This is a genomic window from Sphingobium indicum BiD32 (assembly GCF_000382885.1).
GTDB classification, from domain to species: domain Bacteria; phylum Pseudomonadota; class Alphaproteobacteria; order Sphingomonadales; family Sphingomonadaceae; genus Sphingobium; species Sphingobium japonicum_C.
On record NZ_CAVK010000007.1, the window covers coordinates 1 to 23,362 of the forward strand.

Genomic DNA, 23,362 nt, shown 5'->3' on the forward strand with positions numbered 1-23,362 from the left:
AGCGATGCGTTCCGCCGTCTCGCGCGCGTCCGCTTCCTTGCGGCGCGTCCGCTCTTCGGGAGGCACCACGGGTAGGCTGTCGCCCAACAGCCATTCGACAGCATCAGCAAACGGCATTCCGTCTTTCTTCATGAGAAGCGTGATCGCGTCACCCCCGGCCCCGCACCCGTGACAGTAATAGGTGCCTTTGGCGTCATTGACCTCGAAGCTGGGTGTCCGTTCGTCATGGAACGGACAAAGGCCAACCAGCTCGCGCCCGCCCCGTTTGCGCAGGGCCGTATGACGCGCCACGATATCGGACAGGTTGTGCCGGTCGCGCGCGTCACTGACGGCGCGCTGGAATGCATCGGCCTCTGCGGCCGATCGCTGGCGGCGTGATTGTTTGGCCCCCGGCATGGCGGTTATTCAGCCTCGGTCGGTGACGGTATCAATTCGACAGGGTCGATTGGCTTGCCGAGCCGAAGTCCAAGATCGAGAACTTCACGCTGACGGCGTGCTGGAATAACATCTCGGTCCCACCATCCTTGAACGGTGCTGGCATTTTTGTGTTTCAGCTCTCGCGCTACAGCGGAGAGGCCGCCGAGGCGGGATAAGACAGGTCTGATTGACATAAACATGGTTTACGCTCTGGACGTAAGATTGGCAACGTGGAAAACGTAACGCAACTGCGTTATGGATCGCGTATGGAAACGAAAACTACCGGCCAAGCCCTATCTGACCTTCGCGAACGAGCAGGAATATCTCTTGCCGAGGTCGCGAAGCTTGCAGGCTATAAAGGCCCATCAAGCGTCCAAATGATGTTCAGTCCGGATTATGATGCGCAACCGCTCAACGGTGCTATCGCCGAGCGGCTCGCAATTGCTCTCGTCGGGAAAGGTGAACCCCCGATTGAGCAAGAGGACATTTTTGAACTGGCGCGACCGCGAGCATGGCCAAGTCGATTTAGGGACCCTGGTCGCCGAGCGCCTGGCACGCGAGGGGGAAAGGACGTCGAGATTGAGTTCCGCGTGCCGCCGCCGCCCGGGCAAAAATCGGATGAGCGATCCGCTCCGCAAAAAAATATAACAGAGCAACGTGTCCCTGTTTATGGGACCGTTCTTGCCGCAGACCTTGATTTTTCAGAAGACGGCACTTCACCAGGCGTAGAGCAGACCGTCTTTGAGATGGGCGAAACGATAACCTATGCCCGCAGGCCCTTTGGTATAGCGTCAGACCTTAAAGTATATGCGCTGTATGTGTCAGGATCGTCCATGGAACCTCGCTATAGGGCGGGCGATCCATTATTCGTAGATTCCAAGCGGCCTCCTTCTATTGGTGACGATGTGATCGTTCAATTGCTTCGCCCGATGGACGATGGGCAAGAAATAACGGCTGGCCTCATCAAGACCCTTGTCAAACGAACCGGGTCATATCTGGAGCTTGAGCAGTATCACCCTGCTATCAGATTTAGAGTGCCTATGGAGCGCGTGGCAAGCATCCACCGCGTAATCCCGCTATCGGAGCTTTTCGGGATATGACGTGTAAAACGTAAATTACGTTTGACACATAAGGTTAACGAGCGTAACCATGCCTCATCACCTGATCGCCCACGGGCCGAAGACGGTGTTGCAGGCAGGGCGTCCGCATGGGCCAACCCTGTCGTTTAGACAGGAGTTTCCTAAATGGCCGACGCCTCCAAGGCGCGGAGCGATACCGCTCCGTGCAACGAAGAATTGCGCCCTGAAGACAAGGTTTCGACCCTTGTAGCTTTAGCGATGCATCTCAATGCCAACGAAAACCTTTTTACCAGCGCCGATCGACAGGCTTCCCGCCGCAAGCATCCCGCTTTCCGCATCGCGCATGATCGAACATTCGAAGCGTTGTGCGACACGCAGTTTGCGCTGCTCCACGCCCTTCCTGAAGATGACGACCGGGATCTACTGATTTTGGCAGGCTTCGCCTCGATGTTGGGCGACCAACTTCCCGACACTGTCGCGCCAGGCGACACGCACACGGAAAAGCTCTGCGAAGGCATAAAGGCAGCACTGACCGCGATAGCTGCAGTGATTGCCCGAAATAGACCGGCGGTCATTGATGGCATCGGGGAAATCCACCCGGAACTGGCGCGTTCCATCCGGCAGGATGTCATCTTGTCCGACATGCGCCGCGCCGATGCGGAGGGTCGCTGAGATGGTCGACGCCGCGAAATTTCCGTCGCTTCTGGAGACCACTCTTTCTTGCACCAGTCCAATCGTGGACGCCGACCAGGCGCTGGATCAGGCACATGCCATCCTTGCGTTGCTCGCCAGTGCATTTCAGGTCGATCAGGAAGCCGACCGGCTCTTGTCCATCGCCCAAATGAAGGGCGAAATGGCCGACGGCAGGGAGTCTTGCTTCAGAGAACTGTCTGGTGAGCTTTTCCATGACGCGCTGTCCGGCGTGTCCACGCTGCTGGCCGCTTACAAGCATGTGCGCGAGGAAGATCGCGCGCGCCGTTCAAAGGAGGCGTGACCATGGCTTTCCAGTTCAAACCTTGGCCAAACCCTGAGATTTCCGATATCGTTTATGAGTTGCCGCCGATGCCTTACGGCACCAGCTACAATCTGCTGCAACTCATCAAAGCCTATGGCGAATCCGTTCGTGATGGAACGGACGACAGCGAAGATGCGCCGTTCGCCGCGATCTCGACGTTCAAGGCGTTGTCGCTTTCGGACGTTATCGCAAAAGCGATCATCCGGCTCCACTACGAACATCGCGGGCTGGACGGCGATCAGCTGGTCTTGGCCGTAAGTTCCGCGCAGCGGGATGCCCTCTTGAACGCCGAAGTATTGCTTGCCGACCTGTATGAACGGCTTCCGAAGGACTGGGACGCGGCCTTGCGGGCGTATCGCGCCGCTTTGCTCGCAGAGCAGGACTATGACCGCCGCATCTGGACCCCCGGTTATGAACGCGAAAAAGCAGGCGGGCCGGGAAACTCGAAAGCCGTTGAAGCTGCAATGGAGCAGCTACAGGACGTCAGGTGCAATGCCGAACATCTCTTGCTCGATATCCCTGCGCCGTCGCTGCAAGAGTTCACGATCAAATATCTCATTTGCTTCGACAACGACCGCGACATGAACGGCTTCCACGAGGGCCTGTGTGCCGAAGCAAAGCGCCTGCTCCAGATCGACACCGATCCCGACGATTCGGAAGTCGCGATCATACTCCGGAACCTCAATTGGAGGGCGGAATGAACGGCACCGTCATTCGCCTGCCCACCGCCGCCCCGCGAAAGGTGCAGCAGCGCAGCATTCGCGCCGTTCGTCAGTTCAAGGCCGAAAATCCATGGCCCGGCGAATATAAGCTGCCGCGCGCACGGGACGCGGAGGCGATGCTTTCGCAGGCCCGCCGATCGCCCGAACTGTTGATTCTGCTCGCTCTGCTCAAATCGCTTCCGTCTGAACAGCGGCAGGCAGTTCAAGACACCGTGCACCGCGTTCATTTCGCAGTGGGGGACGACGTGTCGCTTCTCGCATCCAGCCTCATCGCCGGTATTAAAGGGGACGCTCGATGAGCCGCTGCTCCAAATGCATCCACTTCCTTGCAGGCGGGGTCAACGGCTCCGACCGCCCGCCCAGCGACTTGGTGCGAACGGATGACGTCGGGCTGTGCCGCCGTAATCCGCCTGTCTGGCTGCCAGGCGAAAACGGCGATGAGGGCATGTTCGCCTTCCCGGCCATCCATCAGGATCACCGCTGCGGCGAATGGGAGGGTCGCTTGCCATGCTGAAGCGCTACGCCATATGCCGGAATTGCCGTCACTGGCGACAGGGCGTCCCCTCCGACATGCGGCAGCCCGCGCTGGAGGATATCTCGTCCGACGTTGGTGCCTGCGAGATGGCCCCGGCCAGCATGTTCGAGATGGACGGCCAGTGGGTCGCCTTCCAGCCCATCGTCCATTTCAGCCGTTCTTGCGCCGACTTCGACCAGCCGCAGCGCGACCCGGACCCGGACGTTGACGGTCCGGATGACGATGGCCCCGGCGATGGCGAGCCGCACCCGTTGCCCAGCCGCGTCCGTAACCTATTCCCGATCGCAGCATGAAGGATACCGCCATGCCAGAGACCGACGCCATTGCCCGCGCCGACAGTGCGCTCCAGACCGCCTATGACCGCTATGTCGATGCCAACGCTGCCCATACTATCGTTTGCGCCGACCCGAAGGCAACTGCCTCCGAACGCTTCAACGCCGCAGTCGCAACACATCGGGCGTTCCAGGCTTTCCTAACGACTGACGCATCGCCCGATGCCGATGCGAGTGTGCGGAACAGCAGGCATTTGCAGGCGGTGTGCGAATTGGAGGACGCCGTCCGTCGCGCTCACGCCATGCTCCTGGCGGTTGATGCTGGCGGGATGATCGAGCGGATGCCGGAGGACCGGGCGTGGCGCGGTCACCATCAAGCGGGTGTTTCGCTCGTATTGGAAGCACAGAATATCCTGAAAGCGTCGCTCGATGCTCGCGCCAGCGCAGAGCCACGGCAATGACGAACGTCCGCCTCACAACGCCCAATATCCCCGCCTTCATGGTGGCGCGCAAGGGCCGCACAATGCGCCCCGGCAGCACGTTGCCGCGCACCCGCTACCCGACGCTGGACGAGGCTGTCACGGTGGCGCAGACGCAGGCCGCCGAGCGCCCCGGCAGTGTCATGATCGTTTTTCAGGAAGTGCTTCGCGCGAAAGCCGAGGCTGACTCAATTCCGGCCGCTGCCCCCTCCCAACGGCGACCGGACGAGCCGGGCGACAATCCCCCCAGTCGCCCGGCTCAAACGGGGAGGCGCGATCATGCGTGACAAGATCACCGACGCGCAGCGCCAGATCATCATCGACCTGTTGCCGGTATCGCTCAGCCTGCGCCAGATCGCGGTGGCCATGGACTTGGGCAATCAGGCCGTAAGTAGAGCCGCGAAGCCGTTCATCGCGATCATGCAGGCAACCGGCACATTGCCATTGTGCCAATGCGGCCAGCCGCGCTTTCACCCCCGCATCTGTGGGCGGACTGCTGGCGTCGGAGGGAAGGCGGACACCCCTGAAATGCTAGCACGTCGCGCGTCGGTGATCGCCGCGATTATGACGGGCGAGACCTATATGGAGATCGGCACCAGGTTCGGCATAGACAGTTCGGCTGTGCGCCAATACCAGCGCCACCTCACCCCGGCCCAGCGCGACCGCCGCAAGGCGATGGAGCGCGCGCGGCGGATGGAGACTGCGCCGAGCGTAAGTCGGCCAATCCGTGACCATCTCTATCGGCGCATCGCATCCTATGTCCCGCGATGGCTGGACCAGCATCTGCACGACGACGTCACCAGCGAGGCCTACATTGCCCTGCTGGACGGCACGATCAGCGAAGCGGACCTGCGCGAGAATGTCGAGCGTTTTGCCCGCGTCGCCCGCGACAGCTTTGCATCGAAATGGGGCCACCTCAGCCTGAACGCCAAGATGTTCGCAGATAGCGACGCGACGCTGGCCGACCTCATTCCCGATCCCGCCGCACTGGCAGCGTTCGACCGCATTTTTGAGGAGGTTCTATGAGGGGCGCTTCTTATCCCACCACGACGCCGCCCAGCCACATATGGGTCTATCAGCCTTCCAGCGCCATGCCCGAATGGGTCGCGGCGAAGAAGGCCGACGCGGTGCAACCCAACGGAACATTCCTGATCCATTCGGAAATGGGGCAGGCTCGCGTTCATCCGGGCAATGTCATCTTCGAGTATAAGGGCAACATCTATGCCTGCCAGCCCAGCGAAGTGCAGCGCACGTTGCAGGAGATGGAGGATCGGTTCGCACCGGACCCCAAAGTCATCGCTCGAGTTGTTCCGCAATCTGCGGCGAAACTAGCGAGCGAATCGGCCCCAAGTCCGAAGAAAACTGCCGCTTCTGTAGGACGGGTCGCCAAATCCCAATCATCCCCCCGGAAATGGCCTGCCGCCAAGGGCAATCCGCCATCTGTGGAGAACCGGCACCCGTCCGAACTGAACCTTGACGACAGCTACCAGCGCTCGACCGAAAACGGAGCAAGCCAGGCGCTCATCAAGAAGATCGCGGCTGGATGGGATTGGCGCATGTGCCTGCCGCTGGTCGTGTCCAAGCGTGACGACGGCTCGCTCTGGGTCATCGACGGCCAGCATCGGCTGGCAGCGGCGATGCTGCGCGGCGATATCCCGTTCCTGCCATGTTGCGTTGGTGTCTATGGCAGCGTCGCGGATGAGGCGGCCATGTTCGTCGCCATGAACCGGGCGCGCAAGCCGATGAACCGGCTGGACGACTTCCACGCGGCCATCGCCAGCGGTGACAGCGAGGCGATCGAGATAGCCGATATCATCAAAGGGGCAGGATTCACCGTTTCGCGCAAGACGGGATCGCAAAGCTGGGTGCCGGGGGAAGTCGCATTCACCAGCGCCATCGCCAAGGTGTTGCGCAAGCATGGCGCGAAGGTCTGCGCCGATGCTCTGCACATCATGCATGAGGCATGGCCCGATGAAGTCCTGAACGCTGGGTCGAGCATGTTCACGGCGCTGACCAAGCTGGCAATCAATCCGCCCGCCGACTTCGATCCCGACCGCATGTTTCACGCCCTGCTTAAGCGCGACCAGCGCGAATGGGCGAGTTTCCTGAACGAAACTAAGGGCGGCGGCGGGGACAGGGCGCTGGCTCTACGCCATGTGCTGCTGATGGCCTATGACGAAGAGCCGGAGGTGAAGGGTGACTAACGCCACGGTTTTGCCATTCCGCCCGGCTGCGTTGCCTGCAATCGGCTACCGGGTCGATGTCCACGAATTTGGCTACATCACCATGGTCGTGATGTTCCAGCACCGCGTGATCGCGAGCCAGCGGACATTCGATCAAGCAGCCGATGCGTCCGCATATGCGCGCGATCTGGCGAGCGAACACGGGTGCCCTGTCATTCATCATAATCATCGCGGGGCCGTCGATGCTTGACGATCGTGGATCATACACAAGCTCGCTTGTCGCTCATGAAACCGGCTGTGACGTTACACAAAGCGAACCAACATCAGCCTGCGACTGCCTGTCCTGCCTGACGGGCCACCCGGATTATCCATGCCTTTTGGAGAACGACATTGACTGATATTCGTATCGACCGCGTGCGCGCTATGGCCGACTGGATGGAGACGATCCCGCCGCAGCCGCCGTTTTACGAACACCCCGACTTCAAACAATTCAGCGACCTGAGCGACCTTGAAATCGAGGCAGTTGAGCGCGCGATGCGTATCAGGGGAGAGATTGCGCGGGTGGATGCAGCAAAGTTTCAGCTGGAACAATCCAAGCGCGCGCGGAAGCGGCTGGGCATCGTTGGGGTTTCTGGAGGTCGCGATGACTGATCACCGGACCATGAATGCCTTTGACGTGGCAGCTTATGTTGAAACCCTTTTGCCGCCGATCGCCGACATCATGCAGACAGATAGCGCGCGAGCCCCTGACGATCTCGCACCATATGTCACTCTGCCCGTGATCTATGTCCACATCATCATCCAGGGCTTTCGCTCTGAAGTGCTTAGACGTCAGCATGACCAGATGAAGGCGACTATCGCCAAGGGCGAATTGAAACCAAAGGCCGAAATGACGGAAGACGAGACGGAGGCGGTGGCGGTCCATTTGGCGACGGAAGCAAACGATCGCACGTTCGCGCCGATAGAAGGAGCCTGCGCGCTGTGGAAGGCCGCTGCCATCATGGCGGTGGCCCATATGCCCAAGGAAACGGTCCTGAGCGCCCTTGACGGCATCCACGCCATGACGCGCGCCGATGTCGTCCAGGCCGTCGGGATAGGGGCTACGAAGCAATGACAGACATTCTCGACCTCACCGCCCGCCTTGATGCCTGCTGGCTCGACATCATGTCACCGGAGGATGAAGCGCGTGACGACCGCCAGATGCTCAGCCGATGTGCGAATATGATCTCCGAGGCCAGCCGTGCCCTGCGCGATATTGGCGTTCCTAAGCCAATCGACAAAGCGCCGGACGACGACCGATGGATATTGGCCTATGATCCGGCCTACAATTCGCCGTGTCAATGGGTGCCAGCGACCCGCTGCGACGACGGATGGCACGATGAGGGCTTCAATGGCATTGACCCGACGATGTGGGTGCCGCTTCCCGATCCCCAGCCAGCGCCGTCAGGATGGTGCAAGGCGGAGGGCCATGTCCAGATCGCGGCGGGCAGCGTTCAAGGGCAGCCGATATTCGTCGCCAGCGTCATCAAACCCGATGGCACACAGGATATTCCGCGCGATGTAAAACTGGCAGGAACCGCCCACGACATCAGGGCTGCTGCCGAAAAATGGGCGAAGCAGTTGGGCATTCCGGTTTTCGACATGATCGATGCCAATGTCGTGCCTTTCCAGCGAAGCGAGCCGACGCAATGACCGATCCCGACATCATCCAAGCCCGCGAGATCGTGAAAGCAACACTAAACCCCGACAGCCACAAGCGCTGCAATTGCCGCGCCGAGATTGACGCAGGCCAGTGGGATCGCGGTCATAAGGTGCGCGCCTCGCTCGCCGGGATCAAGCGGGGCAGGGCGCTCGCGCGAACCTGCGACTGCGCGGTCTGCGCCAGCGACATGAAGGGCATCGTGCCTTGCGTAAGGGAGGACGATCATGGCCAGTAATCCCGATCGCCGCCGCGACAACCTGCTCCGCATTGCGGAGGTGAAGTGCCGCACGACCCTGTCCAGCGCCACGATCTATCGCAAGATCGCAAAGGGGACGTTCCCCGCGTCCTATCGCATCAGCGATGGTCTGGTGGCGTGGTACGAATCGGATATCAACGCGTGGATAGAAAACCCAATGGGATGGAACGCACAGGCCCAAAATGACACGGGGGTATAATGCGGGGTATCGCACCGGTTATGCTTCCATAAAGCGATGGAAAACTGCGATATATTGCGTTAGTTTCGACGGGCTGCCTCTCCGCCAGTTTCCCCTTCAAGCCATTGCTGTAACGGGGATGTTGCACGATATGGACAATGTTCCCATGTCGTCCTTGCCCATCCTCTACAGCTTCCGCCGCTGCCCCTATGCTATCCGTGCGCGGCTGGCTTTGCTGGTGAGCGGACAGGCGGTGGTGCTGCGTGAAGTGGTGCTGCGCGACAAGCCGGACGCGCTGCGGCAGGCGTCCCCCAAGGCGACCGTGCCGGTATTGCTGCTGCCCGACGGGCAGGTGATCGACCAGAGTATCGACATCATGCGCTGGGCGCTGGCCCGTTCCGACCCGGAGGGGTGGCTGGTGCGGGACGATGCCGGGCTGATCGCGGGCAATGACGGTCCGTTCAAACAGCATCTGGACCGCACCAAATATCCCGACCGCCATGGCAGCGATCCGGCGGTCCACCGTGCTGCGGCGCTCGATTGGTTGCACGCGCTCGACACGCGGTTGCGCGACAGCGATCAGCTATGCGGTGCGACGCGCGGGCTGGCCGACATGGCGATCTTCCCCTTCGTTCGCCAGTTTGCAGCGATCGACCCGGCCTGGTTTGCGGCGCAGGCGCTGCCCCATCTGCACCGCTGGCTTGATACCCATTTGCAAAGCGCCCTGTTCGCCACGGCCATGCTGCGCATTGCGCCTTGGCGCGAGGGGGAGGCGCCGGTGATTTTTGGCCCTGCAATGGGCGATCGAGGCAATTTCTGATTTTCACGCGAAATATTTGCAGATAATTCGGAACCATTCCCAACTGCTGGTCAAATATCCGGCGAATTTTAGAAAAGTCCCATCAGGAACCGCGTTTTTCCGGGCTTTCTCCAAACTGGCACGCCTCCTGCAATGGTGTTGGCATGATCCAGAACGGATCGCCAATCATTGTTCAGGGAAGGACAAACATCATGAAGACCATCGCTTTCGCCGCCGCCATTGTCGCCGCCACCCTCGCCGTTTCGGCCGCCAGCACCCCTGCTTTTGCTCAATCGCATGGCAGCTTTGGCAAGGCCAAGGTGACCTATGACGCCAAGACCGACCGCTATTGCTTCCGTGAAACCGTGACCGGTTCGCTGGTCCCCGTGACCCAGTGCCAGTCGAAGGCCGAATGGGCGCGCAATGGCCTGACCATCAGCCGCAAGTCGAGCGTCCAGCTGGCCCAGCGCTGATGCTATCGCAGGCACCCGCTCCTGGGGAGCGGGACCTGCCCGCCATTGAGACGGGTGGCCGGTCCTGCCAGACCGGCCTGACCCGATTCTGGCGATCATCGCCGCCGATTCCCGTCACGCCCCAATATCCGTCATTTTCAGGCGATAGCCGATCCCCGGTTCGTTGCAGATGATCTGCGGTCGTTGCGGGTCGGCCTCCAGCTTCTGGCGCAGGGTGCGGACCAGGACGCGCAGATATTCGACATGATGGGCATATTCGTTGGGCCAGACCTGGTCCATGATCTGCTTGTGGGTGATCACCCGGCCGGGAAAGCGGGCAAGCTGCGCCAGCACCCCATATTCCTTGGGCGTCAGATGGATTTCCTGTCCGTCGCGGGTGACGATATGGGCCAGCAGGTCGATGACGATATTGCCGGCCTGCAATTGCGCGGCGCCGCCCGCGCGGGCCAGCCGGTTGCGCAGCGCTACCCGCACCCGCGCCAGCAGTTCGTCGGTATCGAACGGCTTGGTCAGATAATCGTCCGCACCCAGATCGAGCGCCGCAACCTTCTCGTCCGTGGCGTCGCGCGCCGACAGGATGATCAGCGTGGTGTCCGTCTCCTTCTTGATCAGAGGCACCAGTTCCAGCCCGTCACGATCGGGCAGGCCCAGATCCAGCAGGGTGATGGCAGGACGCACCCTGCGCAACGCTTCCATCCCCTCCCGCGCGGTCGCGGCTTCCACCGTCTCATAATCGGCACGGGTCAGTGCGGCCTGGATCAGGCGGCGGATCTGCGGTTCGTCGTCGATGATGAGCAGGCAGTGGCGAAGGGGCATGGGTGGATTCCGTCAACGGGGGATCGGACAGGCGGAGCGGCCGGGGCAGTGTCAGGGTGAAGCAGGCATCGACCGGATCGTGCCGCATCGGCCCGGTCGGTCGCCTCCGGCCTGATATCGGGCGCGCGACGGGGTCACAATATCGCTGTAGCGCCGAAAACAGGTGCGCGTCGATGCTATTTGCACGGGGCTTAGCGCATGGCCGCCACGCATTTCCCCCCCAAAAGCATTTCTGTCCCGCTGCCCAGCATTGCTTGAGCGATTTTTGTCTATAGGATCGATAGATAAGCTGCATGAGTCGGCAGGGAGGACGCATGATCGAACGGCAGGGGCAGGACGGGCGTTTCGCCCGGTTGCGGGCGCGACTGGCGCAGGCGGTGTTGCGTGAACCTACGGTGATCCTGCTGGAACGGGACGCCGATGCTTTTATGCAGTCGCGCGATCCGGGCGACCGGTCGGGACAGGCGCGCGAAGCGATCCGCTGACCCCTTCGCAACCGCAATATCCATCCTATATTGCGCCGGTCTTTCATATTCATGCAAGGAGCCTTCATGGCCACCAGTCCCCGTACCGTGACCCGCGCGGTCGATCCGCTGTTTCTGGAACGCTGGTCGCCACGCGCCTTTGACAGTTCGCCGATCCCGCAGGCGGACCTCGACACGCTGTTCGATGCGGCCCGCTGGGCGCCGTCGGCGTTCAACTATCAACCCTGGCGCTTCCTCTATGCCCATCGCGACAGCGCGGACTGGAGCCGGTTTCTCGGCGTCCTGCTGCCGTTCAACCAGAGCTGGGTGCAACATGCAGGCGCGCTCGTCTATGTTCTGTCCGACACGCTGACCGCCGCGCCGGGATCGGACAATGTCAAACCGTCGCACAGCCATAGTTTTGATGCGGGCGCGGCCTGGGCATTGCTGGCCTTGCAGGCGACGCGGCTGGGCTATCACAGCCATGCGATGAGCGGCGTGGATTTCGACGCGGCGCGCAGCGAACTGGCCGTGCCGGATCGTTTCCGTATCGAAGCCGCAGTGGCGATCGGGCGGATGGGCGACAAGTCGGTCCTGCCCGAAGCCTTGCAAGCCCGCGAAATCCCCAGCGATCGCAAGCCGATAGAGACGTTCGCCCGATCGGGCAATTTCGTGGATTAGGGCATCAGGCGGATGGGGTGAGCGGCAGCGCCATATCCTGCGCAACCCGCGCGCCGAGCATCCGGCCTGACAGCCAGGCCAGTTCGACGCGCGGCCCCAGCAGCCAGTCGCCGCACGCACCCAGCCTTATATCCTCGTTCCACAGCGCGCCATTGTCGGTGCCGCGCGACATGGCAAAGCGCCAGCGATGCGCGGTCAGGTGCGCCACGGATGGCAGCCCTGCGCCGCCGGTCATCTGCGCCAGCGCATCGAGCAGCAGCGGACCGATGCTGTGCGGGCTTTCCTCCAGATGCGCCGCCGACCAGGCGCCATTTGCCTGCACGACCCAGGCTTCCGGCCCGTCGCGGCCTGGCTTGGCGCTGTTGCGCGCCGCCCAGGACAATATGCCGCCGCCGCTGACATGATCGACCGGCAGATCGACCGGCTGCGCAAAGGCGATCATCGCGGTCCAGCAAGGTTGCGAACGCGCCGTCATCGCCACCCGCGCCATCGCCAGATCGTGCAGCCCCAATATCGTAGCGGCCTGTTCGGATGGCAGCGCGACGATCGCGGCGTCAAATGGCCCTTCCATGCCTGTGTCCAGCCGCACCCACCAGCCAGCGGCATCGCGTTGCAGGCCATGGACGTGATGCTGGAAATCGACCTGATGCGCCGCGGCCATATGCCGGATCGGCGCATTCATCGCCGGGTTGCCGATCCAGGCGTCCGCGCCCACTTCCGGCCAGGGGACTACCACCCCGGCTGTGGCCCAGGCATCGACCTGATCGCGGAACAGCGGGTCGCGCACAGTGAAATATTGGGCGCCATGGTCGAAACTGGCGGTGCCAGCGGAGGTTTCCACCCGGCGGGTCGACATGCGCCCGCCCGGCCCGCGCCCCTTGTCGAACAGGCGGACGGATAGGCCGTCCTCCGCCAGCCGGTCGGCGCAGGCCAGTCCCGCCATGCCTGCGCCTATGATCGCCAGCGTCACCCTGTCATGCCCCTGTTTCAATAGCCCATGAGCGCGAGCAGTTCGCGGCGGCTGGCGCGATCGTCCAGGAAGCAGCCGAGCAGGCGGCTGGTGACCATGGCGACGCCGGGCGTGCGGACGCCCCGGCCGGTCATGCAGCCATGCTGCGCCTCTATCACCACGGCGACGCCATGGGGCTGGAGGTGATCCTGGATGCTCTGCGCCACCTCTGCGGTCAGCCGTTCCTGCACCTGCAAGCGTCGGGCAAAGCCGTGCAGGACGCGGGCGAGTTTCGATATGCCAACCACCCGGTCGCGCGGCAGATAGGCGATCGATGCCTTGCCGGTGATCGGCGCCATATGATGTTCGCAATGCGACTGGAACGGAATATCCTTTAGCAGCACGATCTCGTCATAGCCGCCCACTTCCTCGAATGTGCGGGACAGGTGGCGGCCGGGATCCTCATCATAGCCGGTGCAATAGTCGCGCCACGCCCGGCCGACCCGCGCCGGCGTATCGCGCAACCCCTCGCGTTCGGGATCATCGCCTGCCCAGCGGATGAGGGTGCGCACCGCGTCCTGCACCGCCTGCGGCACGAGCGGGCGGCCTTCATCGTCGAAGGCATAGTCGCCAAGGTCGCGGGGAATGAAATTCATGGCCTTTCCCTTTCGTTCATCAGGGGCCTGATGCAGCCTGCTTGCGGCAGGCAGGGCATTTGGGGCAACATGCCCAAAGGGGCACCGCATCCGCCGATCGCCCGCCAGTCTGTGAGTAGCCATGTCCCTGACCGAAATGATCGCCAACAGCGCAATCGCCGCCGTGATCAGCAATCCGCGCCTGCCCGACAATCCGATTGTCGAATGCAATGAAGCCTTCATCGCGCTGACCGGTTACGCGCGGGAGGAAATCGTCGGCCGCAATTGCCGCTTCCTGTCCGGGCCGGATACCGAACCCTGGTTGAGCGAGACGATCCGGTCTGGTGTGCGGGAACGACGGCCGGTGCTGGTCGAGATATTAAATTATCGCAAGGACGGCACGCCGTTCCGCAACGCGGTGATGGTCGCGCCGATTTTTGGCGTGGATGGCGAACTGGATTATTTTCTGGGTTCGCAAATGGCGGTGGAAACCCCGAACGCAGCCGGGGCGGAGCGATCGTCGGGCGCGCGCGAACGGATCGCCGCGCTGACATCGCGCCAGCGCGACGTGCTGATCGCGATGGCGGCGGGCAAGCTCAACAAGCAGATCGCCTGGGATCTGGGCCTGACCGAACGCACGGTGAAGATGCACCGCGCCGCGATGCTCAAGGCGCTGGGCGTCAGGACCGGGGCGGAGGGAATCAGGCTGGCTATAGAGGCGGGCTATTAGGGTACCCGGCTGATGTGGGTGCTGCTGGGCATTGCGGTTATCGTTGCGGGTTTCGTGCTGCGCTTCAACCCGCTGCTCGTCATCCTGGCGTCGGCGCTCGTTACCGGGATCGCGGCGGGACTGGACCCGCTCGTCCTGCTCGCCGCCTTTGGCAAGGCGTTCAACGAGGCGCGCTATGTCAGCATCATCTGGATCGTGCTGCCGGTCGTCGGCCTGCTGGAGGCGTTCGGGCTACAGGAGCGCGCGCGCGGGCTGATCGGGCGGATGCGCGGGGCGACGGTCGGCCGGTTCCTGACGGGCTATCTGCTGGTGCGGCAGGGGCTGGCGGCGGTCGGCCTCACATCGGTGGCGGGGCATGCGCAGACGGTGCGCCCGCTGGTCGCGCCGATCGCGGAGGCCGCCGCCGAGCGGCAGTCGGGCGGACTGGATGACGCGGAGCGCGAGAAGGTCAAGGCGATGACGGCGGCGACCGACAATGTCGGGCTGTTCTTTGGCGAGGACATCTTTCTCGCCATCGGATCGATCCTGCTGATCAAGGGGCTGCTGGAACAATATGGCATCCTGCTGGAACCGCTCCAGCTGTCGGTCTGGGCGATCCCGACCGCGATTGCCGCCTTCCTGATCCATGGGTTTCGGCTGCGGCGGCTGGATCGTCGCCTCAACCGGGCGGAACGGCCATGATAACGCTGCACTGGGTCTATGCGCTGGCGGGCGCGATCTTCGCCGCCTTCGCCATTTTGGGGGTAGCCGACAAAAGCAACAAGCGCGCGCGGCGGACTGCGGCCTTCTGGGCGCTGCTGGCCTTGTCGATGTGGGCGGGCGATGCCCTTGGCGACCTTGGCAATGGCGTGCTGGTGCTGGGACTGGTCGGCCTTGCGGCATCCGGGCTGGGCCGTGGCGGCGGCGTAGTGCCGGACGCTGTGCGGCAGGAACGGGCGGGGCGTTTGGGCAACGGGCTGTTCGCCATCGCGCTGGTCATTCCGGTGACCGCGTTGGTCGGCACATTGCTGTTCAAGGAGATGCCCGGCTGGATCGACGGCAAGCAGGCGACGCTGATCGCGCTGGCGCTGGGCGTGCTGATCGCGCTGCTGGTCGGTTGCCTGTGGCTGCGCGCGTCGCCGGTCGTGCCGCTGCAACAAGGGCGGCGGCTGATGGACCAGGTCGGCTGGGCGGCGATATTGCCGCAGATGCTCGCCAGCCTGGGCGCGGTATTCGCGCTCGCCGGTGTGGGCGATGCGGTCGGCGGGCTGGTCAGTCAGGCGATCCCGCAAGGCAGTCTGCTGGGCGCAGTGATCGCCTATGGCCTTGGCATGGCGCTGTTCACCATCGTCATGGGCAATGCCTTTGCCGCCTTCCCGGTGATGACCGCCGCGATCGGCGTGCCGTTGCTGATCCGCACCTATCATGGCGATCCGGCGATCGTCTGCGCCATCGGGATGCTGGCGGGTTTCTGCGGCACGCTGCTGACGCCGATGGCGGCCAATTTCAACCTCGTCCCCGCCGCCTTGCTGGAACTCAAGGACAAGCATGGCGTCATAAGGCAGCAGGTCGGCACGGCGCTGCCGCTGCTCGTCGTCAATATCGCGCTGATTTACTGGCTGGCTTTCCCATGACCCCTCTGACCCCCGCCATGGCCAATGGCTTTGCCGCGCTGACCCTGTCCCATCTGGGGCGACGCTATCCCTATAAGATGGATCTGGTGCTGGCCGGGCCGCAGGATGCGCGCGAACCGGTGGCGCATCACCCGATCTTCCACGGCAGTTTCGACTGGCATAGCTGCGTCCATGGCTGGTGGCAGGTGATGCGGCTGCTGCGGCTCTACCCGGACATGCCGCAAGCCAATGCCATTCGCGCGCAGGCCGATACGATGCTGGTCCCAGACAAGGTGGCGGGCGAACTGGCCTTCCTCGACCGGCCGACTGCCACGGGTTTTGAGCGGCCCTATGGCTGGGCCTGGGCGCTGGCGCTGCATGGCGAACTGGCGCGGCATGATGCGCCATGGGCGGCGGCGGTGGAGCCGCTGGCGCTGGCGTTCGCGGCGCGTTTCCATGACTTCCTGCCCAAACTCACCTATCCGCTACGAGTAGGCACCCATTTCAACATCGCCTTCGCGCTGGTGCTGGCGCTGGAATGGGCCGACGGGCGCGACCCCGCGCTGGTGGCATTGATCCGCGATCGGGCGCTGCACTGGTTTGGCGCTGACCGGGCCTGTCAGGCGTGGGAGCCGGGCGGCGACGAATTTCTCTCCCCCGCTCTGTGCGAGGCGCTGCTGATGAGCCGCCTGCTGGCGCGGGCGGATTTTGCCGACTGGTTCCACGCCTTCCTGCCCTATCTGGCGCAGGGCGAACCGGCGACATTGTTCAACCCCGCCACCGTGTCGGATCGCAGCGATGGCAAGATCGCCCATCTCGATGGGCTGAACCTCAGCCGCGCCTGGTGCTGGCGCGCGATCGCGGCGGCGCTGGGACCCGACGACTCCGTCGCGGCATTGGCGCTCGACGCGGCGGAACGGCATATCGCCGCCAGCCTTCCCCATGTCGCAGGCGACTATATGGGGGAACATTGGCTGGCGACGTTCGCGCTGCTGGCGCTGGAATGATCCTCCCCGGCACGGGGAGGTGGCGGCCCGCAGGGCTGACGGAGGGGGCTATCGACAGGACGCTCCCCCGCGCCAATCAATCCCGCAGCAGATCGTTGATCCCGGTCTTGGACCGGGTCTGCGCGTCCACCCGCTTGACGATCACCGCGCAATAAAGGCTCGGCCCCGGCGTGCCGTCGGGCAGCGACTTGCCGGGCAGCGATCCCGGCACGACCACCGAATAGGGCGGGACTTCGCCGATGAAGATTTCGCCGGTCGCCCGGTCGATGATCTTGGTCGACTGGCCGATGAACACGCCCATCGACAGGACCGATCCCTTGCCGATGCGCACGCCTTCGACCACTTCGGACCGCGCGCCGATGAAACAGTCATCCTCGATGATCACCGGGTCGGCCTGCAACGGCTCCAGCACGCCACCAATGCCGACACCGCCCGACAGATGGACATTTTTGCCGATCTGGGCGCAGCTGCCCACCGTCACCCAGGCGTCGACCATCGTGCCTTCATCGACGAATGCGCCGATATTGACGAAGCTGGGCATCAGGATCGCATTTTTGGCGATATGCGCGCCGGCGCGGGCGAATGCGCCCGGCACCGCGCGGAAACCGGCGGCGCGGAATTCCGCCTCGCCCCATCCGGCGAATTTGCTCGGCACCTTGTCCCACCAAAAACCGCCGCCGGGGCCGTTTTCGATCAGCGCATTGTCGTTCAGGCGAAACGACAGCAGCACCGCCTTTTTGAGCCACTGGTTGACCTGCCAGCCGCCGTCCACCGGCTCGGCGACGCGGGCCTTGCCGCTGTCGAGCAGGGCCAGCGCCTCGTTCACGGCGTCGCGCACTGCGCCTTGCGTGGTCAGGTTCACATTGGCCCGGTCCTCCCAGGCGGCGTCGATCGTTGTTTGCAGGTCGGTCATGCGCTTTCCCCAAGGATGCTGGCCAGAAAAGGCCTCAGATGGTCGGTCTCAAAATCGATGAAATCGGGATGATGATCATGATTGCCCGCTTCGGAGCCATTATTGACCCAGATGGTCGCCATGCCGATCGCCTTGGCGGGCTTCAGGTTGCGGGCCATATCCTCGAAAAAGGCGGCGCGGGTCGGATCGACATCATGCACGCGGCACAGTTCGGCATAGCCCGACGGATCGGGCTTGGGCACATATTGGCAGGCGTGAATATCGTGGATCAGCTCGAACGTCTCGGCAAGGCCCAGCCTGTCCAGCACCCGCCCCGCATAGGCCGCATCGCCATTGGTGAAGATCAGGCGGCGGCCCGGCAGCGCCGCGATATGGGCGTTGAGATCGGCATCGACCTCCAGCCGGTCCATCGAAATGTCATGGACATAGTCGAGGAAATCGCGCGGCTCGATGCCATGATGGTGCATCAGTCCCGACAGGGTCGTGCCATGCTCCAGAAAATAGCGCTTCTGGGTTTCGCGGGCCACCACCGGGTCGCAACCCAGCAGCCCCTGGATAAACTCGCCCATCTTCACGTCGATCAGCGCGAACAGGTCCGCCTTCGCCGGATAGAGCGTGTTGTCCAGATCGAAGATCCAGGTATCGACATGGGCCAGATCGCCAAGCATGGCCGCGCCCTAGTCCCGTGCGCCGGGAAGGGCAAGCCACTAACCTTCTCCCCGTGGGGGGAGAAGGATACGCAGCCTTGGCCCGAAGGGCCTAGGCGAAGTTGGAAGAGGGGGATGTGTCGCTCAACATCCCAGCGGTTCGCTGTCCTGATAGAAGGCCTGGACCGCGTGCCAGGCTTCCTCGGCACTTTCGACCCAGGTGATGAGGTTGAGGTCGGCGGGTGCGATCACACCTTCGTCCGCCAGCGCCTCGAAATCGACCACCCGGTTCCAGAAGCTCTTGCCGAACAGCAGGATCGGGATCGGCTTCATCTTGCCGGTCTGAATGAGGGTGAGCAGCTCGAACATCTCGTCAAACGTGCCGAACCCACCGGGGAACACGGCCAGCGCCCGCGCGCGCAGCAGGAAGTGCATCTTGCGCAGGGCGAAATAGTGGAACTGGAAACTCAGCTCCGGGGTGACGAAGCGGTTGGGGGCCTGTTCGTGGGGGAGGACGATGTTCATGCCGATCGTCGTCTGGCCGACATCGGCCGCGCCGCGATTGGCCGCTTCCATGATCGAGGGGCCACCGCCCGAACAGACGACGAAGTGGCGGCATCCCGCCTCGTTCACCGGATATTGCGCCGCGATGCCCGCCAGCTTGCGGGCTTCGTCATAATAATGCGCCTTTTTGCCCAGATTTTGCGCGATGCGCTTCTGTTCCGGCGTCTGCGCGGCGTCGATGCGTGCCTGCACCTGATCGGGTTCGGGGATGCGGGCGGAGCCGTAAAATACGAAGGTCGATTCGATTCGCGCTTCGTCCATCAACAATTGCGGCTTCAACAGCTCCAGCTGGAAGCGGACGGGTCGCAAATCTTCGCGCAGCAGGAATTCGGTGTCCTGAAAGGCCAGCCGATAGGCGCTGCTGCTGGTCTGGGGTGTGCCGATCGCCTTGCGGGCGTCTGCCGCCTCCTGGCTGGCGGGGCGGAATTTGCGTTCTTCAATGTCTTTCTTTGTCATCCCCACGACGTAAGGGGCGCGGATGACATTGCCAAGACGGCTTAGCGGCAAAAGCCCCCTTTGCCGCCCATGTCGAAATGAAAATGGTCGTGATGCGCCGCGTTATAGTCGGGGCTGAGGACGGTGTTGAACCGCTTGCACGCGCTGGCATGGACGACTTGCAGGAATTGACGGGTGGTCTTGTCCCCGCTCCATCCCTGTTCGACGCTGATCCTGCGCCCGTCGGCCAGTATGAAGGCGGCGATGTCGATCGCATTGCTATGGGCATGTTCGGACAATTTGCCGCTGCCGGCGATCGGGCGGCAATTATAGGTGCCGAACGTCTCGATCCGCACAATCTCCGTCCCCAATATGGTGCGCGCGGCGGGTTGCACGCCATAACGCGCCCAGGCGGCGAAATTGGCGGCCAACTGGCAGGTCATCGCGCCCAGATTGGTCGCGGGCACGCCAAAGTCTAGCAGCTTGACGCTGCCCAGCGCACTGCATCCACCGCCGAAATTCTGGTCGGGCAGCGGGGTGTAGGCGATCGCCTGCGCATTGAGTTTCGCCAGGCACTGGCGCACCGCCATCGGTGGCGGCGCAGCCGGACGAACGGGCTTGGAGACTCGCTCCACCCGGCCGCGCGGCACCAGATCGCCGCCGCACGCGCTCAGCATCATCGCCATCGTCACGGCCAGCGCCGCGCCGCGAAACATCCTCATCGTCCTCGCCCGCTCTATCAGGAGCCAGCCATGGTAGCAGGACAAGTCTTGCCGATGGTTAACGGCGGCCACGGCTCGTCCCGTTTTTAGCACTTGGCCGTTTTTGCAACCGCCTTGACAGTTCAGCCAAAATCTCTAGTGGGACCAGCGGGCCACGCGGTCCCAACGCCGCGCTGCTCTCTGTAAGGAGAAGCTACATGACTGATTTGACTGCCGTTGACGCCACCGTTGCGCCTGCCGTAAAGCCCGCAATCCTTCCGGCCCGTCCCTTTTTCTCGTCCGGTCCCTGTGCCAAGCCTCCGGGCTGGAGCGCCGCTGCGCTCGCCACCGACTCGCTTGGCCGTTCGCACCGCAGCAAGATTGGCAAGACCCGGCTCGCTTATTGCATCGATTTGATGCGCGAGCTGCTGAACCTGCCCGACACCCACCGCATCGGCATTGTGCCGGGTTCCGACACCGGCGCGTTTGAAATGGCGATGTGGACGATGCTGGGCGCGCGCCCGGTTACCACCATCGCCTGGGAAAGCTTCGGCGAAGGCTGGGTGACGGACGCTGCCAAGCAGTTGAAGCTCGACCCCACCGTCATCCGCGCCGACTATGGCCAGCTGCCTGATCTGTCGGCGGTCGATTTCAGCACCGACGTGTTGTTCACCTGGAACGGCACCACCAGCGGCGTGCGCGTGCCAAACGCCGATTTCATCCCGGCGGATCGCGAAGGCCTGACCTTCGCCGACGCGACCAGCGCGGTGTTCGCCTATGACATCGACTGGGCCAAGATCGACGTCGCCACCTTCTCCTGGCAGAAGGTGCTGGGCGGCGAGGGCGGCCATGGCGTGCTGATCCTTGGTCCCCGCGCCGTCGAACGGCTCGAAAGCTACACCCCCGCCTGGCCGCTGCCCAAGGTTTTCCGGCTCGTCTCCAAGGGCAAGCTGACCGAAGGCGTGTTCAAGGGCGAGACGATCAACACCCCGTCCATGCTGGCGGTCGAGGATGCGATCTTCGCGCTGGAATGGGGCAAGTCGATCGGCGGCGCCGCTGGCCTGATCGCCCGTTCGGACGCCAATGCCGCGGCTCTGGACAAGATCGTGGCGGAGCGCGACTGGCTCGGCCATCTCGCGGTCGATGAAGCCTCGCGCTCGAAAACCAGCGTCTGCCTGACCGTCGCCGGTGCCGACGAAGCCTTTATCAAGGCGTTCGCAGCCCTGCTCGAAAAGGAAGGCGCAGCGCTCGACATCGCCGGTTATCGCGATGCCCCCGCGGGGCTTCGCATCTGGTGCGGCGCGACCGTCGACACCGCCGACATCGCAGCGCTCGGTCCCTGGCTCGACTGGGCCTATGCGACTGTAAAGGCCGCCTGAACTTTCTTCTCCATCATTACCCGTCATCCCAGCGAAGGCTGGGATCTCAGGCATCCAGGCACAAGCATAGCCTCCTGAGATCCTGACCTTCGTCAGGATGACGAATTGCACAGAAAGGCAATTCGTCATGCCCAAAGTCCTTATTTCCGACCAGATGGACCCCCGCGCCGCCGCCATTTTCCGTGAGCGCGGCGTCGACGTCGATGTCATCACCGGCAAGACCCCCGAAGAGCTGATCGCTATCATCGGCGACTATGACGGCCTCGCCATCCGCTCCTCGACCAAGGTGACCAAGGCGATCCTCGACGCCGCCACCAACCTGAAGGTCATCGGCCGCGCAGGGATTGGCGTCGACAATGTCGACATCCCCTATGCCAGCGCCAAGGGCGTGATCGTCATGAACACCCCGTTCGGCAACTCGATCACCACCGCCGAACATGCCATCGCGCTGATGTTTGCACTCGCCCGCCAGCTGCCCGAAGCCAATGCGCAGACGCAGCAGGGTCTGTGGCCCAAAAACGGCTTCATGGGCGTGGAAGTCACCGGCAAGACGCTGGGCCTCATCGGCGCGGGCAATATCGGTTCGATCGTCGCCAGCCGCGCGCTGGGCCTGAAAATGAAGGTGGTCGCCTTCGATCCCTTCCTCACCCCCGAACGCGCCATCGAAATGGGCGTGGAAAAGGCCGATCTCGACACGCTGCTGGCCAAGGCCGACTTCATCACGCTGCACACGCCGCTGACCGACCAGACCCGCAATATCCTCAGCCGCGAAAATCTCGCCAAGACCAAGAAGGGCGTGCGCATCGTCAACTGCGCGCGTGGCGGGCTGATCGACGAAGCCGCGCTCAAGGATGCGCTCGATTCGGGCCAGGTCGCGGGCGCCGCGCTCGACGTGTTCCAGACCGAACCGGCCAAGGAATCGCCGCTGTTCGGCACGCCGAACTTCATCTGCACCCCGCATCTGGGCGCATCGACCGACGAAGCGCAGGTCAATGTCGCGCTTCAGGTCGCTGAGCAACTGTCCGACTATCTGCTCGACGGCGGCATCACCAATGCGCTGAATGTGCCCAGCCTGTCGGCCGAGGAAGCCCCCAAGCTCAAGCCATACATGGCGATTGCCGAAAAGCTGGGCAGCCTGGTCGGCCAGCTGGAAGGCGACCAGATCACCGGCGTCGCGGTAGAGGTAGAGGGCCATGCCGCCGAACTGAACCAGAAGCCGATCACCGCCGCCGTGCTGGCAGGCCTGATGCGGGTCTATTCGGACACGGTGAACATGGTCAACGCGCCCTTCCTGGCCAAGGAACGCGGCCTCGACGTGCGCGAAGTGCGCCATGATCGCGAAGGCGACTATCAGACGCTGGTGCGCGTCACCGTCACCACCGAAAGCGGTCAGCGTTCGGTCGCCGGCACTTTGTTCGGCCATGCCAGCCCGCGTCTGGTCGAACTGTTCGGCATCAAGGTGGAGGCCGATCTGGACGGCACCATGCTCTACATCGTCAACCAGGACGCGCCCGGTTTCATCGGCCGCCTGGGTTCGACGCTGGGCGCCGCCGACGTCAATATCGGCACTTTCCACCTCGGCCGTCGCAACCAGGGCGGCGAAGCCGTGCTGCTGCTCTCGGTCGACGGCACCGTCACCGAACCGCTGCGCTGGGAAATCTGCAACCTGGCAGGCGTGAAGCAGGTCAAGGTGCTGCACTTCGCGTGATCCATTTCAACTTCCGTTCGCCCTGAGTAGG

Annotated in this window: 36 protein-coding genes; 27 read left to right on the plus strand and 9 right to left on the minus strand. The window is 63.1% G+C overall.

Annotated features, from left to right (window positions below):
• Both EBBID32_RS00455 and EBBID32_RS25220 read right to left on the minus strand, forming a co-directional pair.
• Positions 1 to 396: CHC2 zinc finger domain-containing protein (locus tag EBBID32_RS00455; RefSeq protein WP_037487985.1), on the minus strand; the 396-nt coding region annotated here is incomplete at its 3' end.
• Between the two features lie 5 nt (positions 397 to 401).
• Positions 402 to 617: a carph-isopro domain-containing protein gene (locus EBBID32_RS25220; protein ID WP_369384511.1), complete on the minus strand. Its 216-nt coding sequence runs from the start codon at positions 615 to 617 to the stop codon at positions 402 to 404.
• A gap of 30 nt (positions 618 to 647) precedes the next feature.
• Here EBBID32_RS25220 and EBBID32_RS00460 point away from each other — a divergent pair, with 30 nt between their 5' ends.
• The 19 genes from EBBID32_RS00460 to EBBID32_RS00550 all read left to right on the plus strand — a co-directional run bounded on the left by EBBID32_RS00460 (position 648) and on the right by EBBID32_RS00550 (position 10,110).
• Positions 648 to 1,517, plus strand: a complete 870-nt coding sequence (locus tag EBBID32_RS00460) for a S24 family peptidase (RefSeq protein WP_231382065.1) — start codon at positions 648 to 650, stop codon at positions 1,515 to 1,517.
• Between the two features lie 144 nt (positions 1,518 to 1,661).
• Positions 1,662 to 2,168: a hypothetical protein gene (locus tag EBBID32_RS00465; protein ID WP_037487966.1), complete on the plus strand. Its 507-nt coding sequence runs from the start codon at positions 1,662 to 1,664 to the stop codon at positions 2,166 to 2,168.
• Position 2,169: 1 nt separating this feature from the next.
• Complete coding sequence (locus tag EBBID32_RS00470) at positions 2,170 to 2,490, plus strand: hypothetical protein (protein ID WP_037487968.1); 321 nt, start codon at positions 2,170 to 2,172, stop codon at positions 2,488 to 2,490.
• Between the two features lie 2 nt (positions 2,491 to 2,492).
• The gene (locus tag EBBID32_RS00475; RefSeq protein WP_006948811.1) at positions 2,493 to 3,212 is read left to right on the plus strand and encodes a hypothetical protein; all 720 of its coding nucleotides are present in this window, start codon (positions 2,493 to 2,495) and stop codon (positions 3,210 to 3,212) included.
• Entirely contained in the window at positions 3,209 to 3,532 is a 324-nt protein-coding gene (locus EBBID32_RS00480; RefSeq protein ID WP_006948813.1) for a hypothetical protein, read from the plus strand. The genes EBBID32_RS00475 and EBBID32_RS00480 overlap by 4 nt, the downstream gene beginning before the upstream one ends.
• Positions 3,529 to 3,747 (plus strand): hypothetical protein, encoded by a 219-nt coding sequence (locus EBBID32_RS00485; protein ID WP_037487970.1) that lies wholly within the window; start codon positions 3,529 to 3,531, stop codon positions 3,745 to 3,747. Before EBBID32_RS00480 ends, EBBID32_RS00485 begins: the two co-directional genes overlap by 4 nt.
• Positions 3,741 to 4,061 (plus strand): hypothetical protein, encoded by a 321-nt coding sequence (locus EBBID32_RS00490; RefSeq protein ID WP_006948815.1) that lies wholly within the window; start codon positions 3,741 to 3,743, stop codon positions 4,059 to 4,061. The genes EBBID32_RS00485 and EBBID32_RS00490 overlap by 7 nt, the downstream gene beginning before the upstream one ends.
• Positions 4,062 to 4,072: 11 nt before the next feature.
• Positions 4,073 to 4,501 carry a hypothetical protein gene (locus EBBID32_RS00495; protein WP_006948817.1) on the plus strand — a complete coding sequence of 143 codons (429 nt, stop codon included), beginning with the start codon at positions 4,073 to 4,075 and terminating at the stop codon, positions 4,499 to 4,501.
• A complete protein-coding gene (locus EBBID32_RS00500; RefSeq protein ID WP_006948819.1) occupies positions 4,498 to 4,806 on the plus strand; it encodes a hypothetical protein in 309 nt (102 codons plus the stop codon). Before EBBID32_RS00495 ends, EBBID32_RS00500 begins: the two co-directional genes overlap by 4 nt.
• Complete coding sequence (locus EBBID32_RS00505) at positions 4,799 to 5,545, plus strand: hypothetical protein (RefSeq protein WP_006948821.1); 747 nt, start codon at positions 4,799 to 4,801, stop codon at positions 5,543 to 5,545. Before EBBID32_RS00500 ends, EBBID32_RS00505 begins: the two co-directional genes overlap by 8 nt.
• Positions 5,542 to 6,723: a DUF6551 family protein gene (locus tag EBBID32_RS23115; RefSeq protein WP_006948823.1), complete on the plus strand. Its 1,182-nt coding sequence runs from the start codon at positions 5,542 to 5,544 to the stop codon at positions 6,721 to 6,723. The genes EBBID32_RS00505 and EBBID32_RS23115 overlap by 4 nt, the downstream gene beginning before the upstream one ends.
• Positions 6,716 to 6,952 carry a hypothetical protein gene (locus tag EBBID32_RS00515; protein WP_006948825.1) on the plus strand — a complete coding sequence of 79 codons (237 nt, stop codon included), beginning with the start codon at positions 6,716 to 6,718 and terminating at the stop codon, positions 6,950 to 6,952. The genes EBBID32_RS23115 and EBBID32_RS00515 overlap by 8 nt, the downstream gene beginning before the upstream one ends.
• Positions 6,953 to 7,092: 140 nt before the next feature.
• The gene (locus EBBID32_RS00520) at positions 7,093 to 7,353 is read left to right on the plus strand and encodes a hypothetical protein (protein ID WP_006948827.1); all 261 of its coding nucleotides are present in this window, start codon (positions 7,093 to 7,095) and stop codon (positions 7,351 to 7,353) included.
• Entirely contained in the window at positions 7,346 to 7,816 is a 471-nt protein-coding gene (locus EBBID32_RS00525) for a hypothetical protein (protein ID WP_037487981.1), read from the plus strand. Before EBBID32_RS00520 ends, EBBID32_RS00525 begins: the two co-directional genes overlap by 8 nt.
• The gene (locus tag EBBID32_RS00530; RefSeq protein ID WP_006948831.1) at positions 7,813 to 8,394 is read left to right on the plus strand and encodes a hypothetical protein; all 582 of its coding nucleotides are present in this window, start codon (positions 7,813 to 7,815) and stop codon (positions 8,392 to 8,394) included. The genes EBBID32_RS00525 and EBBID32_RS00530 overlap by 4 nt, the downstream gene beginning before the upstream one ends.
• Positions 8,391 to 8,639: a hypothetical protein gene (locus EBBID32_RS00535; RefSeq protein ID WP_006948837.1), complete on the plus strand. Its 249-nt coding sequence runs from the start codon at positions 8,391 to 8,393 to the stop codon at positions 8,637 to 8,639. The genes EBBID32_RS00530 and EBBID32_RS00535 overlap by 4 nt, the downstream gene beginning before the upstream one ends.
• Positions 8,629 to 8,859, plus strand: coding sequence for a helix-turn-helix transcriptional regulator (locus EBBID32_RS00540; protein ID WP_006948839.1), 231 nt, complete (start codon positions 8,629 to 8,631; stop codon positions 8,857 to 8,859). The genes EBBID32_RS00535 and EBBID32_RS00540 overlap by 11 nt, the downstream gene beginning before the upstream one ends.
• Before the next feature lie 145 nt (positions 8,860 to 9,004).
• Positions 9,005 to 9,658 (plus strand): glutathione S-transferase, encoded by a 654-nt coding sequence (locus EBBID32_RS00545; protein ID WP_037487990.1) that lies wholly within the window; start codon positions 9,005 to 9,007, stop codon positions 9,656 to 9,658.
• 191 nt (positions 9,659 to 9,849) lie between these two features.
• On the plus strand, positions 9,850 to 10,110 hold the full coding sequence (locus EBBID32_RS00550) for a hypothetical protein (protein WP_006948844.1): 261 nt from the start codon (positions 9,850 to 9,852) through the stop codon (positions 10,108 to 10,110).
• A 114-nt stretch (positions 10,111 to 10,224) separates the two neighbouring features.
• Here EBBID32_RS00550 and EBBID32_RS00555 read toward each other — a convergent pair whose 3' ends face one another.
• Entirely contained in the window at positions 10,225 to 10,926 is a 702-nt protein-coding gene (locus EBBID32_RS00555; protein WP_006948846.1) for a response regulator, read from the minus strand.
• Between the two features lie 293 nt (positions 10,927 to 11,219).
• Between EBBID32_RS00555 and EBBID32_RS23915 the strand changes: the two genes are divergently transcribed.
• Together EBBID32_RS23915 and EBBID32_RS00560 are read left to right on the plus strand one after the other, a co-directional pair.
• The gene (locus tag EBBID32_RS23915; protein ID WP_156022430.1) at positions 11,220 to 11,411 is read left to right on the plus strand and encodes a hypothetical protein; all 192 of its coding nucleotides are present in this window, start codon (positions 11,220 to 11,222) and stop codon (positions 11,409 to 11,411) included.
• Between the two features lie 66 nt (positions 11,412 to 11,477).
• Positions 11,478 to 12,071, plus strand: a complete 594-nt coding sequence (locus EBBID32_RS00560; RefSeq protein WP_006948849.1) for a nitroreductase family protein — start codon at positions 11,478 to 11,480, stop codon at positions 12,069 to 12,071.
• A 4-nt stretch (positions 12,072 to 12,075) separates the two neighbouring features.
• On the opposite strand, the gene EBBID32_RS00565 is transcribed toward EBBID32_RS00560, so the two are convergent.
• Both EBBID32_RS00565 and folE read right to left on the minus strand, forming a co-directional pair.
• Complete coding sequence (locus EBBID32_RS00565) at positions 12,076 to 13,041, minus strand: NAD(P)/FAD-dependent oxidoreductase (protein WP_006948851.1); 966 nt, start codon at positions 13,039 to 13,041, stop codon at positions 12,076 to 12,078.
• A gap of 17 nt (positions 13,042 to 13,058) precedes the next feature.
• Positions 13,059 to 13,676, minus strand: coding sequence for a GTP cyclohydrolase I FolE (gene folE, locus EBBID32_RS00570; RefSeq protein WP_006948853.1), 618 nt, complete (start codon positions 13,674 to 13,676; stop codon positions 13,059 to 13,061).
• 121 nt (positions 13,677 to 13,797) lie between these two features.
• Here folE and EBBID32_RS00575 point away from each other — a divergent pair, with 121 nt between their 5' ends.
• From EBBID32_RS00575 to EBBID32_RS00590, 4 genes are read left to right on the plus strand one after another with little or no spacing between them, the layout of a single operon-like run.
• On the plus strand, positions 13,798 to 14,385 hold the full coding sequence (locus EBBID32_RS00575; RefSeq protein WP_006948855.1) for a PAS domain-containing protein: 588 nt from the start codon (positions 13,798 to 13,800) through the stop codon (positions 14,383 to 14,385).
• Between the two features lie 12 nt (positions 14,386 to 14,397).
• Positions 14,398 to 15,066: a DUF969 domain-containing protein gene (locus EBBID32_RS00580; protein WP_006948856.1), complete on the plus strand. Its 669-nt coding sequence runs from the start codon at positions 14,398 to 14,400 to the stop codon at positions 15,064 to 15,066.
• The gene (locus EBBID32_RS00585; protein ID WP_006948858.1) at positions 15,063 to 15,998 is read left to right on the plus strand and encodes a DUF979 domain-containing protein; all 936 of its coding nucleotides are present in this window, start codon (positions 15,063 to 15,065) and stop codon (positions 15,996 to 15,998) included. The genes EBBID32_RS00580 and EBBID32_RS00585 overlap by 4 nt, the downstream gene beginning before the upstream one ends.
• Complete coding sequence (locus EBBID32_RS00590; protein ID WP_006948859.1) at positions 15,995 to 16,984, plus strand: DUF2891 domain-containing protein; 990 nt, start codon at positions 15,995 to 15,997, stop codon at positions 16,982 to 16,984. Before EBBID32_RS00585 ends, EBBID32_RS00590 begins: the two co-directional genes overlap by 4 nt.
• Positions 16,985 to 17,060: 76 nt before the next feature.
• Here EBBID32_RS00590 and dapD read toward each other — a convergent pair whose 3' ends face one another.
• The 4 genes from dapD to EBBID32_RS00610 form a co-directional block, all read right to left on the minus strand.
• Complete coding sequence (gene dapD, locus EBBID32_RS00595; RefSeq protein WP_006948861.1) at positions 17,061 to 17,897, minus strand: 2,3,4,5-tetrahydropyridine-2,6-dicarboxylate N-succinyltransferase; 837 nt, start codon at positions 17,895 to 17,897, stop codon at positions 17,061 to 17,063.
• Complete coding sequence (locus EBBID32_RS00600) at positions 17,894 to 18,565, minus strand: pyrimidine 5'-nucleotidase (RefSeq protein WP_006948863.1); 672 nt, start codon at positions 18,563 to 18,565, stop codon at positions 17,894 to 17,896. Before EBBID32_RS00600 ends, dapD begins: the two co-directional genes overlap by 4 nt.
• Before the next feature lie 123 nt (positions 18,566 to 18,688).
• Positions 18,689 to 19,564, minus strand: a complete 876-nt coding sequence (locus EBBID32_RS00605) for an LOG family protein (protein WP_037487996.1) — start codon at positions 19,562 to 19,564, stop codon at positions 18,689 to 18,691.
• Between the two features lie 41 nt (positions 19,565 to 19,605).
• Entirely contained in the window at positions 19,606 to 20,259 is a 654-nt protein-coding gene (locus EBBID32_RS00610; protein ID WP_006948865.1) for an extensin family protein, read from the minus strand.
• Between the two features lie 203 nt (positions 20,260 to 20,462).
• Here EBBID32_RS00610 and EBBID32_RS00615 point away from each other — a divergent pair, with 203 nt between their 5' ends.
• Together EBBID32_RS00615 and serA are read left to right on the plus strand one after the other, a co-directional pair.
• A complete protein-coding gene (locus tag EBBID32_RS00615) occupies positions 20,463 to 21,623 on the plus strand; it encodes a phosphoserine transaminase (protein WP_006948866.1) in 1,161 nt (386 codons plus the stop codon).
• Positions 21,624 to 21,750: 127 nt separating this feature from the next.
• Positions 21,751 to 23,331: a phosphoglycerate dehydrogenase gene (gene serA / locus EBBID32_RS00620; RefSeq protein ID WP_006948870.1), complete on the plus strand. Its 1,581-nt coding sequence runs from the start codon at positions 21,751 to 21,753 to the stop codon at positions 23,329 to 23,331.
• Positions 23,332 to 23,362: the final 31 nt, after the last annotated feature.